This window comes from Acidibrevibacterium fodinaquatile (genome assembly GCF_003352165.1).
Taxonomy (GTDB): domain Bacteria; phylum Pseudomonadota; class Alphaproteobacteria; order Acetobacterales; family Acetobacteraceae; genus Acidibrevibacterium; species Acidibrevibacterium fodinaquatile.
Map to the genome: position 1 here is coordinate 895,675 of NZ_CP029176.1, position 14,382 is coordinate 910,056.

Below are 14,382 nucleotides of genomic sequence, written 5' to 3' on the forward strand. Positions count from 1 at the left end.
AAAGCATGACGGGACAAATGTTTTTTGGTTCTTTTTTACAAAAAAGAACGATTTTCCTATGTCTGACCATAGTTGCGCTGACCTGTTCTCCCTTGATGACCCCGTCTGCGCGCGCCGAGGGGCTGGCGTTCGTGATCGATTCCGGGGCGGCGGCGATCAGCCTCGTCGATGTCACGACATTGCAGGAAATCCGTCGCGTTCCCGTGCTGCGCGAGCCGCATCACATGGCGCTGACCCCCGATCATCGTTTTCTCCTGATCGGCGACACGGTCGGCAATCAGTTGATCTTTTGCGATCCCATCAGCGGCGAGATCGTGCGGCGCGTCGCGATGCCCGATCCCTATCAGCTTCAATTCAGCCCCGACGGCAAGACGCTGGTGGTGACGGAGCTGGCGCGCAACCGCGTCGATATTTATGACGCTGACAGCTATCATTTGCGCTTTCGTCTCGCGCTCGCGTCACTCCCGAGCCACATCAATTTCTCACCCGATTCGAAAACCGCGTTCGTGAGCGTTCAGCAATCGAACCGGCTGGTGGCGATCGCGCTCGCGAGCGGTGATGTGCGTTGGAACGTCGCTACCGAAGACACGCCGGCCGGGGTGCTTTGGCTCAATGGGCGGGTGCTGGTTGCGGTGATGGGCGGCAATGGTCTCGCCGTCGTCAATCCCGCGACGGGCGCGATCGAACGCCGCGTCATGACCGGGCGGGGCGCGCATAATCTCTTTCTTTCGCCCGATGGCAAAACGCTTTACGTCACCAACCGTGTCGATGGCACGATCGCTGTGCTCGACGCTAAAACCCTGGTGGTGGCGCGCGAGATCACCCTGCCGGGCGGGCCGGATGATCTCGATTTCGCGCCCGATGGCAAGCTCTGGGTGACGCGGCGCTTTGCCCATAGTGTTGCCGTGCTCGATCCCGAAAGCGGCAAATATGCGATCATCGAGGTCGGGCGTTCGCCGCATGGGATTTGGCTCAACACGCACGATCATCTGCCGCGGGCTATCGCTGCGCGTGAGACGCAGCCGTGAGCGACCCGCTCGACACCGTCGCGGGCTGGATCGCGGAGAACGTGGCGATCCCGCTGCTTTGGCATCTTCATCTCATGCAATGGGAAGATCTTGCCTATGGATGGGCGCTTTTCGCCATCTACGGCGCGGTGCAGGTTCTTCTGATGTATCTGATTTGTCTCCCGCTCGAGCGGTTTTATCCGATCGAACACTGGCCCGATCATCGCGTCGAATGGACGGACATGTTCTATACCATCCTTGCACGCGTTGGCATTTTGCCGTTTTTCACCTTCGTTCTGTTTTTTCGTGTCCAGGCGGCGTTTTCCGGCATGCTCGCCGATCATGGTGTGGTTGCGCCGACGCTCGAGGGCGTGTTCCCGGCGCTTTATGGCCACCCGGTGGTGACGTTCCTCCTTTATGCCCTCATTCTCGATTTCGCCGATTATTGGCGTCATCGCCTCTCGCATCGCTTTCGCTGGTGGTACGCGCTGCATGCGCTTCATCACGCGCAGCGGCAGATGACGTTCTGGTCTGATGATCGCAATCATCTGCTCGATGATCTCGTCGCCGCGCTGTGGTTTGGGGTGATCGCGCTCGCGATCGGGGTTGCGCCGCTGCAATTTCCTGTGCTGGTGCTGGTGCTCCGTTTTCTCGAAAGCCTCTCGCACGCCAACACCAGGCTTTCGTTCGGCTGGCTTGGCGATCGGCTGCTGATTTCACCGATTTTCCATCGCACCCATCATGCCATCCGCGCCGCGGGCACGAAAAGCTGCAATTATGGCGCCGTGTTCCCGTTCTGGGACATGCTGTTCGGGACGGCCGATTTCACCCGCGCGCCCGGCCCGACGGGGGATCCGAAAGCGCCGGAAGCGCTTGCCTCCGGCTCCTATCTCGCGCAGCAATGGGCGGGCCTGCGCGGCTTGTTTCGCGCCCTCACCATTATGGAACACTCCCGATGAGCTATGCCCTTCCCGCGCTGGCGGTGTTTTCTCTCGCGCTCGTCGCCGGGTGCACTGGCCCGCAGCAAGTGGTGCATTACAGCTGCAACCGCGGCATGCGCCTCGATGTCACCTACGAGGAAGCGACGGAGATCGCGCGGGTTCATGACATGATCGGCCAGGTGCGTGTCCTGCGCGAGATTTCCGCCGATGCCACCGGCACCGTTTATGGCGACGCGGCGGTACAACTCATCCGCAACAATGACGGCACCATCGTCTATGCCGCGCGCGACAGCCATCATGACAGTGTCACCTGCGCGCCGCCGAAGCTGAGCGCGGCCTTGGCGTCAGCGTTCGAGTGACCCGGCCCGGGCCGCGTCGGTCAACCCAGCCGCCAGCCTTCCAGCGGCAAGCTCGGATCGCTGGTGAGGGCGAGGGCGTGGCCGGTGCGGCGGGTGAAATCCTCGCTGGCAACGCGATCAGCCGCGAGTGCCGCGGCCACCGCCGGGGACGCGATCAGGCGCTGACTGTGCCCCGGAGCCGCGCTGATCGCGGCGAGCAGCGCTCGCAGTGCGGCCAAACCCGCGGCGTGTGGGCCGCGCAACAGCTCATGGAGCGGCGGGCGGACACGCGGGCGAAGGATTTCGGCAAAGCCGAGTGACGTGAAGCCGAGCAGGCGCGGTTTCAGCGGATCCTCGGCAAGCGCGGCGGCGAGCAGGGGCGCGAGGCTTGCCCGGCTGCGCGCTTTCATTCCGGCGAAATCAACGAGAATGGCGCCCGCGAGGTTGCGCAGACGCATTTGCCGCGCCAGCGCCGGCACCAGGGCGCGGTTCAGCGCCGCTTGGACGGTTTGTTTCTCGCCCCGCCCGGCGGTTGCCGCGCCGGCGTCGAGATCGATCGCGGTCAAGGCGGGCGTCGGGCAAAAATGCGCCCGCACGCCGTTGGCCAGCGTCACGACCGGCTCGGCCAGCGCTGCCACCTGCTCCTCGAGCGCGGCATCGAAAGCTTTCGCGACCCGCGCAATACGCGCCCCGAAAGCGCCCCTGAGAGCGGCGGCGAGAGCCGGGTCATCGGTCAAAATCGGTGCGTCCGGGTAACGCTGCGCGAGTTCGGCAAGCGGACTCGGGCCGGGTTGCCAGAGGCCGACACGGGTGAGCCCGGCCGGCGCCGGGTCGAGCCGCGCAAGACGCGGCCCCTTGCCGCCTTGCGCCGCGCGCGTGATCCGCACCGCGATCAGGGCGCCGGCCTCGAGCCCGGCGCCGCCGGCGGTATCGGGCAAAAACCCCTCCACCCCGGCGGCGAGAGCGACGAACACCCCCGCCATTGTCGAAACCCGCGCGATGACCCGCCCGCCATGCACATCGCCGATCCCGTCCGGCGCGCCAGGGCGCCAGAGGGCGTAATCGCGCAAGGCGCCGCCGGCCGCGGTGAGCGCGATGCGCACTTCTCCCGGGGAAGCAGCGGCGCGGAGGCTGAGCGTCACCCGAAACGCCGCCCGCCAAGGCCGCGCAGCAATTGCCGTGTTTCAAACAGCGGCAAACCGACGACGTTGCTGTAGCTTCCCGAGAGAAACCGCACGAAGCCGCCGGCGCGACCCTGAATGGCATAGCCGCCGGCGCAGCCCTGCCACTCGCCGCTTTCGATGTAAGCCGCGATCTCGGCGGCATCGAGCCGGGCGAAGGCGACCCGGCTCTCGACCAGGCGCTCGCCCCAGCGCCCATCCGGCGCCCGCAGCGCGACCGCCCCGAACACGCGATGCCGCCGGCCCGAAAGCCGCGCGAGCGTCAGCCGCGCCGCCTCGCCATCCGTGGGTTTGCCGAGGATGCGCCGCCCGGCGACGACGACCGTGTCGGCGGCAAGCACGAACGCCTGCGGAAAATCCGCCGCAACCGCCGCCGCTTTGGCGCGCGCGAGCCGCGCCGCAAGTTGGCGCGGCGATTCGTCGTCACGCGGCGTCTCGTCGAGGTCGGCTGCGACGATGCGCGCCGGTGTTACGCCAATCTGGGCGAGCAACGCTGCCCGCCGCGCACTTGCCGACGCGAGAATCAGCTCTGTTTCGCTCTCACCGGTAGACTGGCTCATGAGCCGGGCGAGGGAGACCGGTAGGTTATTTGAATCGGAACGTGATCCGCCCCTTGGTGAGGTCATAGGGGGTCATCTCCACGTTCACCCGGTCGCCGGCCAGCACGCGGATGCGGTTCTTGCGCATCTTGCCGCTGGTATGGGCGAGGATCACGTGCTCGTTGTCGAGCTTCACCCGAAACATCGCGTTCGGCAGGAGTTCGGTGACCGTCCCGCTGAATTCGATCATATCCTCTTTTGACATCAGGCCTCTGCAAAACTGGCGTTGGCGCGGAAGATGATCTCGCCGGGCGGGAAGGTCAAGCGCTGCCGGCGATGGGTCGTTGCCGCGGCGCAAATTCATGCCATCCTGCGGCGATGCCAGTCCTCCCGACCACGCCGACGCGCCGCGCCCTGCTCGCCCTCCCGTTTGCTGCCGGCCGATCTGCCGCCGCGATCGCAGCGTCGCTCGCTGCGCCGCCGCTCGGCCCGTCTTCGGGCGATAGGCTGCGGATCGACCCCGGGGCGCCGCCGACACCGTTTCAGGCCAGCATCGCGGGCGAGCATCTCCGCCTTGATTTCGCCGGCCGGCCGACGCCGATCCTGCTCCCCGCTCGGCGCGCCCGCCTCATCGTCGTCTTGGCGCTGGCCGGGCGGGAGATGTTGCTCGCGGCGTTCGCCGGCGAGCCCGACGAGGCGGCTTCGCGCGCGCGCGGCCCGCTCGATCTCGTCGCGGTGATTGGCTCCGATGGCGCCCGGCTCGGCATTCTCGGGGTCGAAATGCTGTCCTGGAAGGGCAGCGCCGGGGCGGGGTTCGATACGATTCTCGACGCGCCCGGGCGCGGCACCGTGCTCCGCCTCGCCCGTGTCGCGTCGCCGCCGCAAGCGAGCACCTTGTCTCGCCATCTGATCTGGACCGACTATCTCGCCTGGCGCCAGGGGGGACCGCTCGCCGACGCCGCGCCGCGCCCGCCCCGCCCCGGCACCTGGCAGGCGGCTTTGGCCGCCGTGCGCGCCAAGGTTGCCGCCCGCCTCAGCCCCGTCCCGACCACCCTCACATTGAATTTACTCGCCCCGACCGGCCTCCTCGATCCCGCCGCCGAGATCCCGGCGCGCTCAGGCTAACCGCCGCCAATTTGCCGCGCCGCCGCCCCGCTTGCGCCATAAGGCCGCCGCAATCGGAGACTTGGATAGACCATGAAGAGTGAAGTCAGGGGTTGTCCGATGCGCCCGCGCTGCTTAGCTAACAGAGTGTTCATTCGGCGTTCAGGTCGAGCCGCCGCGCGTGATGCCGGCCTCTCGTCTCTGATCGGGGCGTCCGCGCCCTTCCGGCCAGCCTGCCGCGCCCCCGTCCGGGGGGTTCGCGGCCGTGATGGGGAACCGGCTCGCCCAGACCGGGCGCGTTTCCCCGTCCCGTTCATCGGTGGGCTGTCTGCGGTCATGCTCCCTGCGCCTGGCGCGCGCAAGGGGAGGGTCGCGTGAGCGGAGCCATGGCAATGAGAGGGGAAAAAATGAATAGGCTCTTCGTCGTCTCGAACCGTGTGCCGCTCCCGGAAAAAGGGGCGCAGGCAGGCGGGCTCGCGACCGCGCTGCAGCCCTTGCTCGAGCGCGAGGGCGGGGTATGGTTCGGCTGGAGCGGGGCGACCGCCGCGAAAGCGGCGGAGCAGCCGGCGCGCATCAGCCATGCCGGCCGCGTCACCTACGCCACCATCGATCTCAGCAAAGCCGAGCATGACGGGTATTACGCCAATTTCGCCAATGGCGTGCTGTGGCCGCTGCTCCACTCGCTCCCCGAGATGATGCGGTTCGACCGTGGCGATGCCGAGACCTATTTCGCGACCAACGCCCGCTTCGCCGACACGCTCGTGCCCCTGCTCCAGGATGAGGATCTGGTCTGGGTGCATGACTATCATTTCCTGCCGCTGCCGGGGCTGCTGCGCGCCCGCGGTGTTGCCAACCCGATCGGTTTCTTCCTCCATATCCCGTTCCCAAGCGCGGAAATCCTTGCTCTCGCCCCGCCGGCGGGGAAATTGATCGCCGCCCTCCTGCAAGCGGATGTCATCGGCTTTCAGACCAGCGCCGATCTCCGCAATTTCGCGGCCGCCGCGACGACCCTCACCGGCGCCCGCCAGATCGCCGCCGAACGCCTCGAAATCGACGGCCGGCGCGTCCAGCTCGGGGTGTTCCCTGCGGAAATCGACGCCGAGGAGTTTGCCGCCGCCGCCCTCCGCGCCGCGCGCAGCCCGACCGTCGAGCGGCTGCGGCGCAGCCTCGGCGGGCAGTGTCTGATCCTGGGCGTCGATCGGCTCGACCCGACCAAGGGGCTGGTGCAGCGCCTTGCCGGCTATCGCCGCTTCCTGGAGACCGAGGCGACCTGGCACCGGCGGGTAACCTTCCTGCAGATCGCGCCGGTCTCGCGCCAGGATGTCGCGAGCTATCAGGCGCTCCGCGCCGAGCTTTCGCAACTGGCCGGCGAGATCAATAGCGAATGCGGCGATCCCGACTGGTCTCCGCTCCGGCTGATCACCAAAGGCGGGCCACGCACTACGCTCGCCGGCTATATGCGTGCCGCCCGGGTCGGGCTGGTGACCCCGCTCCGTGACGGCATGAACCTGGTCGCCAAGGAGTATGTCGCGGCGCAAGACCCGGAGGATCCGGGTGTCCTCGTCCTCTCGCGCTTTGCTGGGGCTGCGCAGCAGCTCGACGCGGCGCTGCTCGTCAACCCCAACGATCCCGACGCGATCGCCGAGGCGATCGCCCGGGCGCTGGCCATGGATCTTCGCGAGCGGCAAACGCGTTGGCGCGCCATGTGGCAGGCGGTCACCGAAAACTCGCCGCTCGACTGGGGTTTGGGCTTTCTTCGCGTGCTCGTGCAAAGCGCCAGCAAGCCGACGGCGCAGGTGGCGCCGCCCCACGCCAAGCCGCTCGCCCCGCGTCATACGCCGGCGCTTCACACGCCCTCGAACGCCATCAATTGAATGGCGGTCGGGCCAGCGCCGGAGCGCCGGCCCGATAGTCCGCCTAGAGCGCGATCGCTTTAAGAGTCCCTTTCAAAACCTTCCCTCCAGAGCCCGGAGGGCGATGAGGGAGCAAGCGATGCTTGTAAACGCGCTGTGGATATCGATGCGCCGCTCGTAGCGGATGGTGAGACGCCGGAAGCGATTGAGCCAGGCGAAGGTGCGTTCGATGACCCAGCGATAGCGGCCGAGACGCTCGCTGGTCTCGACGCCGCGCCGGGCGATGCGCGGCGTGATGCCTCGCTGCCGGCAGGCGCGGCGGCAGCGGCGATGATCATAGGCCTTGTCCGCGTGCAGCTTTCTCGGCCTGCGCCGCGGCCGGCCGCGCTTGCCGCGGATCGCTGGGATCGCATCGAGCATCTGCTCGAAGGGCACGCTGTCATGCACATTGGCCCCGGTCAGGGCGAACGTGAGCGGGATACCGTGACGGTCCGTGACGAGGTGGCGTTTCGTGCCGGGACGGCCCCGATCGGTCGGGTTCGGCCCGGTCGCGGCACCCCCTTTTTTGCCGCGATGGCGGAACTGTCCAGCGCGGCCCGGCTCCAGTCGATGCGGTTGGCGTCTTGCAAGCGGCGCAGCAACTCGCGGTGCAACCGCTCCCAAACGCCGGCCGCTTGCCAGTCGCGCAGGCGCCGCCAGCAGGTTACCCCAGAGCCGCAGCCCATCTCGCGAGGCAACATCTCCCAGGGAATGCCGCTGCGTAGCACAAACAGAATGCCCGTCAGCGCGGCGCGTGCCGAGATCGGCGGCCGGCCACCCTTTGGCCGCGGGCGCGGCGGAGGGAGCAAGGGTTCGAGGATCGACCACAGGCTGTCGGAGAGTTGGGGCGCGGGCATGCCCCTTCATGAATCAAATTGAATCAAGGTACAAGCGGTTTTGAAAGGGGCTCTAAGAGTCCCTTTCAAAACCTTCCCTCCAGAGCCCGGAGGGCGATGAGGGAGCAAGCGATGCTTGTAAACGCGCTGTGGATATCGATGCGCCGCTCGTAGCGGATGGTGAGACGCCGGAAGCGATTGAGCCAGGCGAAGGTGCGTTCGATGACCCAGCGATAGCGGCCGAGACGCTCGCTGGTCTCGACGCCGCGCCGGGCGATGCGCGGCGTGATGCCTCGCTGCCGGCAGGCGCGGCGGCAGCGGCGATGATCATAGGCCTTGTCCGCGTGCAGCTTTCTCGGCCTGCGCCGCGGCCGGCCGCGCTTGCCGCGGATCGCTGGGATCGCATCGAGCATCTGCTCGAAGGGCACGCTGTCATGCACATTGGCCCCGGTCAGGGCGAACGTGAGCGGGATACCGTGACGGTCCGTGACGAGGTGGCGTTTCGTGCCGGGACGGCCCCGATCGGTCGGGTTCGGCCCGGTCGCGGCACCCCCTTTTTTGCCGCGATGGCGGAACTGTCCAGCGCGGCCCGGCTCCAGTCGATGCGGTTGGCGTCTTGCAAGCGGCGCAGCAACTCGCGGTGCAACCGCTCCCAAACGCCGGCCGCTTGCCAGTCGCGCAGGCGCCGCCAGCAGGTTACCCCAGAGCCGCAGCCCATCTCGCGAGGCAACATCTCCCAGGGAATGCCGCTGCGTAGCACAAACAGAATGCCCGTCAGCGCGGCGCGTGCCGAGATCGGCGGCCGGCCACCCTTTGGCCGCGGGCGCGGCGGAGGGAGCAAGGGTTCGAGGATCGACCACAGGCTGTCGGAGAGTTGGGGCGCGGGCATGCCCCTTCATGAATCAAATTGAATCAAGGTACAAGCGGTTTTGAAAGGGGCTCTAAGTCGATCACGCTCTACGCCTATTTTGGCGAGCAAGTTGGCCGGTTTTGATTGAACAGGATGGTTCAATCAAAACCTACCTTGCTCTAGCGCCCGAACGCGAGCGCGAGACCGGGCTCCGGCCAGGTCATGGTGGCCAACTGGCCGGTGCCGGAGAGGGTGATATAGGCGGTGCGAAGATCGGGGCCGCCGAAGCAGATATTGGTCGGATAGGCTTCCGGCATTTTCACCTGCCGCACCACCGCGCCATCCGGGGCGATTTCGGTGATGTAGCCGGTATTGAGGGTCGCGACGCAGACATTGCCGGACGCCATCACCGCGAGGCTATCGAAGCGCTGAAAGCCGGGGAGACCGGCGACCAGCCGCCCGCCATGCGGCGACAGCGGGAAACGCACCTTGCGCGCCATCCCGGGGGCTTCGAGGTCGAACGCCCAGAGCCGCGCCGTCTCGGTTTCCGCGACATAGACGGTCTTGCCATCCGGCGAAAGCCCGATGCCATTCGGCGTCAGCACCGGATAAGCGATCTCGGTGATGAAGCTGCCATCGGCGCGGGCGTAATAGACCCCACCATGATCGCGGTCGGCCGCGCGCACCTTGCCGAGATCGGTAAAATAAAACCCGCCCTCGCGATCGAACACGATGTCGTTCGGCCCGCGCAGGCGACGCTCGCCGCAGCTCTCATAGAGCGTCGTCACCGCACCGCTCGCGGGATCGACGCGCTCGATGCGCCCGCCGGTGTAATTTTTGGCTTGCGCCACCGGAAGCGTCAGCCCCTCGCGCTCGACCCATTCGAAGCCGCCATTATTGCAGAGGTAATAGGCCCCGTCCGGCCCGACCGCGAGGCCGTTCGGCCCGCCGCCGGTCTCGGCGATGACCGTGATGCTGCCATCCGGTGCGACGCGGCTCACCGTGCCGCGGGCGATCTCGACCAGCGCCACCGACCCATCGGCGAGCGCGACCGGCCCTTCCGGAAAGCGCAAGCCCCGCGCCATGATCTCGATCTGCTCCATCAGCGTTTTCTCCCCCAGAGTGATAGTCACGAGCGATGATTGATTGACGGGGGAGAGAGTATCCGATTTGTTGGGCGGGGAAAGAGGCGCCACCCACGGCGTTCGCCACAGCAGGGGGAAACACACGAAAATGAACCGGATCACACGCCGCACGCTGCTCGCCGCGAGTGCCGCGCCGCTCGCGGGAAGCCTGCTTGCGCAGCACCGCGCCCGCGCCGAGGAGGCCTATGTCCTCGGCACATTGTTCCCGATGGCCGGGGCGAATGCCGAATACGGCACGATTTTCACCGCTGGGGCGGCGATGGCGGTCAAGCACGTCACCGCCGACAAGATGCTGTCGCGGCCGCTGCTGCTGCGCGCCGAGGATAGCGAGGGCACGCCGCAAGGTGGCGCCGTCGGGATGAACAAGCTCGTCAATGTCGATCACGCGCTCTATGTCCTGGTTGGCTTTACCGGGGTTTCCAAGGCAGCGGCGCCGATCGGCACGCGCGCCAAGGTGGTGATGGTCAATGGCGGCGGCGTCGGCCCCGACCTCGCCGGGCTTTCACCCTATTATTGGAACGTGATCCCGCTGGTGCCCGATGAGATCAAGGTGCTGGTGCCGTTCCTCGTGGCGCACCAGCTTCGCCGCGTCGCCCTCATCTATGTCAACGACCCTTTCGGCAACGGGCTTTACAAGGCACTGAAAACCGATCTCACCGCCGCTGGCGGCGAGATCGTCGCCGCCGATACGATCTCTCCCACCGATCAGCAATTCTCGGCGATCGCGGCGCGGATCAGGACGCTCGCGCCGGATGCGGTCTATTTCGCCTCCTATGGCGCGCAGCAGGCGCAGATCATCAAGCAATTGCGCGATGCCGGCATCGGCCAGCCCTTATTGACCTATTCCGGCGCCGCCATTCCCTCGGTGCGCAACCTCGCGGAGGCGGAGGGGTTGATCCTCACCGCGCAAGCCGCCGACTGGACGCTGGATGACCCCATCACCAAGCGTTTCGTCACCGATTGGCGCGCGCAATATGGCAGCGATCCCACCCCCTATAACCAGAATTACTACAACGCGGTGCGGCTGTTCGCGCTTCTCGCGCAACAGCTGGAGAAAGCGGGGAAACCGGTGGGCGGCGATACGCTGCGCGCCGCACTGCTCGCGACACGCCGCTTCGCGCTCGTCGGCGGCGAGGGCGTGTTCGACGATCTCGGTGATATTTCGATGAAGATCGTCGTCAACACACTCAAGGGCGGCAAATTGGTGCCGACCGGCTGATCGCGCATGCTGTATGTGCAATTGCTGGTCTCTGGGGTTGAGACCGGGGCGCTCTATGCTTTGACCGCGGCCGGGTTCGCGCTGATCTTTGGCGCAACGCGTATCTTCCATTTTGCCCATGGCGCGACCTATGCCTTGGCCGGCTATGCCTTCGTCTTCGCAAGCCGCCTCGGCCTTGCCTGGCCGCTCGGCGGCCTGTTCGCGCTCCTGGTTGCGATCGGTTTCGGCCTCTTTCTCGAAAGCGCCGTCTATCGCCCGATCCAGCGCCATCACGGCGCCTTCTTCACGGTTTTCGTCGCCGCCTTCGGCGTCGTCATCGTGGTCCAGAGCTTGATCGAACTTTCCTTCGGCCGCGCTTTCGTCGTGATTTCGACGCCGCTGACGCGCGCGCATGAAATTCTCCCGGGGCTCTATATCGCGCGGGTCTTTTGGGTCGCGATCGCGGTCGCGATCGTGCTTTTCGCATTGCTCGGAAGCTTTCTTGCCCGCGCGCGGACCGGGATCGGGCTTCGGGCATTGTCGGAAAATCCTGATCTTCTGCGCGCTTTCGGCCTTTCGGCGCGCCGGCTCTCGGCACTCGCCTTCGCGCTCGGCTCGGCGCTCGCGGTGCCGGGCGCGGTTTTGGGCGCCGCGACCACCGGCCTTTCGCCGGGCGTCGGCGCGCATGTCATGCTGATCAGCCTGGCTGCCTCCGTCGTCGGCGGCATCGGCAGCTTGCGCGGCGCGGCGCTGGCCGGGCTTTTGCTCGGCATCGTTGAAACCATGGTCGTCGCCTTTCTCGACACGCAGTGGAGCGAAGCCGCCGGTTTCGTCGTGCTGTTCGTCTTCATCCTGGTGCGTCCGAGCGGCCTATTCGGCGCGGCGGTGGCGCGATGATCGCCTATCTGCTCAATCTCGCGCAGCTCGCCGCGATCTTTGGCCTGCTCAGCGTGAGCCTCAACATTCTGATCGGCTATGGCGGGATTTTCAGTGTCGCGCACGCGGTATTTTTCGGCCTCGGCGCCTATGCCGGCGCGCATGTCGCGCTCGATCTCGCGCCCGATATCCTGCTTGCCGCGCTCGCCGCCGCCACGATCGCGGGCGCGCTTTCGGCGTTGCTGGCGCTGCCGGCGTTGCGCGTGCGGGGCGAGTATTTCGTTATCGCGAGTCTCGGCCTGCAAATGATGGCAACGACGGTTTTCACCGAGGCAAGCGGCATCACCGGTGGACTCGGCGGTCTGGTCGGGATTCCGCCAGCGACGCTGTTTGGCGTCTCCCTCGCCGATCCTTTGGTATTTCTCATCGTCTGCCTTGGTTTTTTGGTTTTTGCGATGGTCGTCGTGCGCAGCCTGATGCGCGGCAGTTTCGGCCGCGCTTTGATGGCGCTGCGTGACTCGGAAAGTGCCGCGGAGGCGCTCGGCAAAAACGTGCCGCTGCTCAAGACGCTTGCGGTGCTGCTCGGCGGCGCCTTTGCTGGCATCGCCGGCGCGCTGTTTGCGTTTCAGGAAGCCTTCGTCAATGTCGAAAGCTTCACCCTCGACCAATCGGTGCTGATCATGGCGATGGTGATCATCGGCGGCGCCGGGACGCTCGCCGGGCCGCTCTTTGGAACCTTGCTCCTGCTCGCCCTTCCTGCCGCGCTGACTTTCATCCCCGGCCTGCCGCCAACCGATATCGGCGCCGTGCAGCAGCTCATTTACGGTCTCGCGATGACCTTGCTGATGATCTTTCGCCCCGCCGGCCTTGCCGGGCGGGCGGGTGGGCGGCGATGAGCGCGCTGCTTGCGGTGCGCGGCCTGACGCGGCGCTTCGGCGGCATCGCCGCGGTGGACGGGGTCGATCTCGATCTCGCGCCCGGGATCATCACCGCCCTGGTCGGCCCCAATGGCGCCGGCAAGACGACCTTGTTCAACCTCATCACCGGCCACCTCGCGCCCGACGCCGGCCATGTCACGCTTTCGGGGCAGGCGATCGGCCGGCGCGCGCCGCACACCATCGCCCGCCTCGGCATCGCGCGGAGCTTTCAGGATCTCCGGCTTTTCACGCGCATGTCGGTTGCGGACAATGTGCTCGCGGCAACCGAGCCGGCCTCCTGGTTCTGGCAGCCGGGCGGCAAGGCGGCGCGGCAAGCGCGGGCGGCGGAGGCGCTGGCGGCGACCGGGCTTTCGCCGCTCGCGCACGCCGATGCTGCCGATCTCGCCTATGCCGAGCGCAAATTTCTCTCGCTTGCCCGCATCCTCGCGACCGGCGCGCGCATCTGGCTGCTCGACGAGCCGGCCTCCGGCCTTGACCCCGCCTCGCGGACGCGGTTTTCGGCGCTGCTCCGTCGCGCCGTCGCGAGCGGCGTCACCATCTGCCTCATCGAGCATAATCTCGACATCGTCATCGAACTCGCCGATCGCATCGTGTTTCTCGATCAGGGCCGCAAACTCGCCGAGGGGGCACCGGAGACGATCCTCGCCGACCCGCAGCTCGCCGCGATCTATTTCGGCGAACGGGCATGAGCATGGCGGCAAGCGCGACGCCGGCGCTCGCGGCACGCGGCATCACCGCAGGCTATGGCGGGCGGGCGGTGCTCGCGGGCGTTGATCTTGCGCTCGGCGCCGGCGAGGTTCTCTCGCTCATCGGCCATAACGGGGCGGGAAAATCGACGCTGCTCAGGGTGTTGTTTGGCCTTCATCGGGCGACGGCGGGGGAAATCCGGCTCGACGATCGCCCGATCCCTCCCGATCCGGCAGCGATGGCCGCCGCCGGCGTCGCCTTTGTCCCCGAAGGGCGCGGTGTTTTTCCCGGGCTCACGGTCGCTGAAAATTTTACCCTCGCGTTGTGGTCGGCGCGGCTTGAGGGGCGCGAGGCCAAGGCACGGATTGAGGAAGTGCTCGGCGTCTTGCCGGCGATCGCCGGATTTTACGGCCGCCGCGCCGGCACATTGTCGGGCGGGCAGCAGCAAATGGTCTCGATCGGCCGCGCGCTCCTCTCACGTCCGCGCATTTTGCTCCTCGACGAGCCTTCGATCGGGCTGGCCCCGAAGACGTTTCAGGAATTGCTGCGCCCGCTCCGCGCCTTGCAGCGCGAGCGCGGGATGGCGCTCCTGCTGGTCGAACAGAATATCGCCGAGGCCTTCGCGGTTTCCGATCGCGTCGCGGTGCTCAAATCCGGGCGCATCGTGTTTGCCGGCGTGCCTGCCGATCTCGCCGATCACGCCCGCTTGATGGCGCTGTTCTGACGATCGAAAGGCTTCTTTTTCTGAAGAAAAAGAAGCAAAAAGACGTTTGTCCGGCTTTCTGCGCGGCCAATCGGCCATTCATCACACAAACGCATTCTTGGGAATCCCAAGCCATACCCGAAAATC

At 66.6% G+C, this 14,382-nt stretch carries 15 protein-coding genes and 1 pseudogene; 10 read left to right on the top strand and 6 right to left on the bottom strand.

Annotated features, from left to right (window positions below; translation table 11 throughout):
• Positions 1 to 17 precede the first annotated feature (17 nt).
• From DEF76_RS04330 to DEF76_RS04340, 3 genes are read left to right on the top strand one after another with little or no spacing between them, the layout of a single operon-like run.
• Positions 18 to 1,028 (top strand): YncE family protein, encoded by a 1,011-nt coding sequence (locus DEF76_RS04330; RefSeq protein ID WP_338025787.1) that lies wholly within the window; start codon positions 18 to 20, stop codon positions 1,026 to 1,028.
• The gene (locus DEF76_RS04335; RefSeq protein WP_240319103.1) at positions 1,025 to 1,966 is read left to right on the top strand and encodes a sterol desaturase family protein; all 942 of its coding nucleotides are present in this window, start codon (positions 1,025 to 1,027) and stop codon (positions 1,964 to 1,966) included. Before DEF76_RS04330 ends, DEF76_RS04335 begins: the two co-directional genes overlap by 4 nt.
• A complete protein-coding gene (locus DEF76_RS04340) occupies positions 1,963 to 2,307 on the top strand; it encodes a hypothetical protein (RefSeq protein ID WP_114911278.1) in 345 nt (114 codons plus the stop codon). The genes DEF76_RS04335 and DEF76_RS04340 overlap by 4 nt, the downstream gene beginning before the upstream one ends.
• Positions 2,308 to 2,327: 20 nt before the next feature.
• On the opposite strand, the gene DEF76_RS04345 is transcribed toward DEF76_RS04340, so the two are convergent.
• The 3 genes from DEF76_RS04345 to infA are packed head-to-tail and all read right to left on the bottom strand — an operon-like array spanning position 2,328 to position 4,271.
• Positions 2,328 to 3,428, bottom strand: coding sequence for a ribonuclease E/G (locus DEF76_RS04345; RefSeq protein ID WP_114911279.1), 1,101 nt, complete (start codon positions 3,426 to 3,428; stop codon positions 2,328 to 2,330).
• The gene (locus DEF76_RS04350; RefSeq protein ID WP_114911280.1) at positions 3,425 to 4,027 is read right to left on the bottom strand and encodes a Maf family protein; all 603 of its coding nucleotides are present in this window, start codon (positions 4,025 to 4,027) and stop codon (positions 3,425 to 3,427) included. Before DEF76_RS04350 ends, DEF76_RS04345 begins: the two co-directional genes overlap by 4 nt.
• 25 nt (positions 4,028 to 4,052) lie before the next feature.
• A complete protein-coding gene (infA, locus tag DEF76_RS04355; protein WP_025860133.1) occupies positions 4,053 to 4,271 on the bottom strand; it encodes a translation initiation factor IF-1 in 219 nt (72 codons plus the stop codon).
• Positions 4,272 to 4,384: 113 nt separating this feature from the next.
• Here infA and DEF76_RS04360 point away from each other — a divergent pair, with 113 nt between their 5' ends.
• A complete protein-coding gene (locus tag DEF76_RS04360; RefSeq protein WP_114911281.1) occupies positions 4,385 to 5,131 on the top strand; it encodes a hypothetical protein in 747 nt (248 codons plus the stop codon).
• Between the two features lie 386 nt (positions 5,132 to 5,517).
• The gene (locus DEF76_RS04365; protein ID WP_114911282.1) at positions 5,518 to 6,984 is read left to right on the top strand and encodes an alpha,alpha-trehalose-phosphate synthase (UDP-forming); all 1,467 of its coding nucleotides are present in this window, start codon (positions 5,518 to 5,520) and stop codon (positions 6,982 to 6,984) included.
• 72 nt (positions 6,985 to 7,056) lie between these two features.
• On the opposite strand, the gene DEF76_RS04370 is transcribed toward DEF76_RS04365, so the two are convergent.
• The 3 genes and pseudogenes from DEF76_RS04370 to DEF76_RS04380 all read right to left on the bottom strand — a co-directional run bounded on the left by DEF76_RS04370 (position 7,057) and on the right by DEF76_RS04380 (position 9,791).
• Positions 7,057 to 7,859 (bottom strand): IS5 family transposase gene (locus tag DEF76_RS04370; protein WP_114911697.1). Its coding sequence is split into 2 segments (ribosomal slippage): positions 7,057 to 7,532 and positions 7,532 to 7,859, totalling 804 coding nucleotides; the frame shifts between segments, so codons are not numbered across the junction.
• 149 nt (positions 7,860 to 8,008) lie between these two features.
• Positions 8,009 to 8,727, bottom strand: a pseudogene (locus DEF76_RS04375) (IS5 family transposase); the annotation flags it as partial.
• A gap of 140 nt (positions 8,728 to 8,867) precedes the next feature.
• Entirely contained in the window at positions 8,868 to 9,791 is a 924-nt protein-coding gene (locus DEF76_RS04380) for an SMP-30/gluconolactonase/LRE family protein (RefSeq protein WP_114911283.1), read from the bottom strand.
• Positions 9,792 to 9,921: 130 nt separating this feature from the next.
• Between DEF76_RS04380 and DEF76_RS04385 the strand changes: the two genes are divergently transcribed.
• From DEF76_RS04385 to DEF76_RS04405, 5 genes are read left to right on the top strand one after another with little or no spacing between them, the layout of a single operon-like run.
• A complete protein-coding gene (locus DEF76_RS04385) occupies positions 9,922 to 11,052 on the top strand; it encodes an ABC transporter substrate-binding protein (protein WP_114911284.1) in 1,131 nt (376 codons plus the stop codon).
• A 6-nt stretch (positions 11,053 to 11,058) separates the two neighbouring features.
• Positions 11,059 to 11,928, top strand: a complete 870-nt coding sequence (locus tag DEF76_RS04390; RefSeq protein ID WP_114911285.1) for a branched-chain amino acid ABC transporter permease — start codon at positions 11,059 to 11,061, stop codon at positions 11,926 to 11,928.
• Positions 11,925 to 12,803 carry a branched-chain amino acid ABC transporter permease gene (locus tag DEF76_RS04395; RefSeq protein WP_114911286.1) on the top strand — a complete coding sequence of 293 codons (879 nt, stop codon included), beginning with the start codon at positions 11,925 to 11,927 and terminating at the stop codon, positions 12,801 to 12,803. The genes DEF76_RS04390 and DEF76_RS04395 overlap by 4 nt, the downstream gene beginning before the upstream one ends.
• Positions 12,800 to 13,534 carry an ABC transporter ATP-binding protein gene (locus DEF76_RS04400; protein WP_114911287.1) on the top strand — a complete coding sequence of 245 codons (735 nt, stop codon included), beginning with the start codon at positions 12,800 to 12,802 and terminating at the stop codon, positions 13,532 to 13,534. Before DEF76_RS04395 ends, DEF76_RS04400 begins: the two co-directional genes overlap by 4 nt.
• Positions 13,531 to 14,256: an ABC transporter ATP-binding protein gene (locus tag DEF76_RS04405; protein ID WP_114911288.1), complete on the top strand. Its 726-nt coding sequence runs from the start codon at positions 13,531 to 13,533 to the stop codon at positions 14,254 to 14,256. The genes DEF76_RS04400 and DEF76_RS04405 overlap by 4 nt, the downstream gene beginning before the upstream one ends.
• Positions 14,257 to 14,382: the final 126 nt, after the last annotated feature.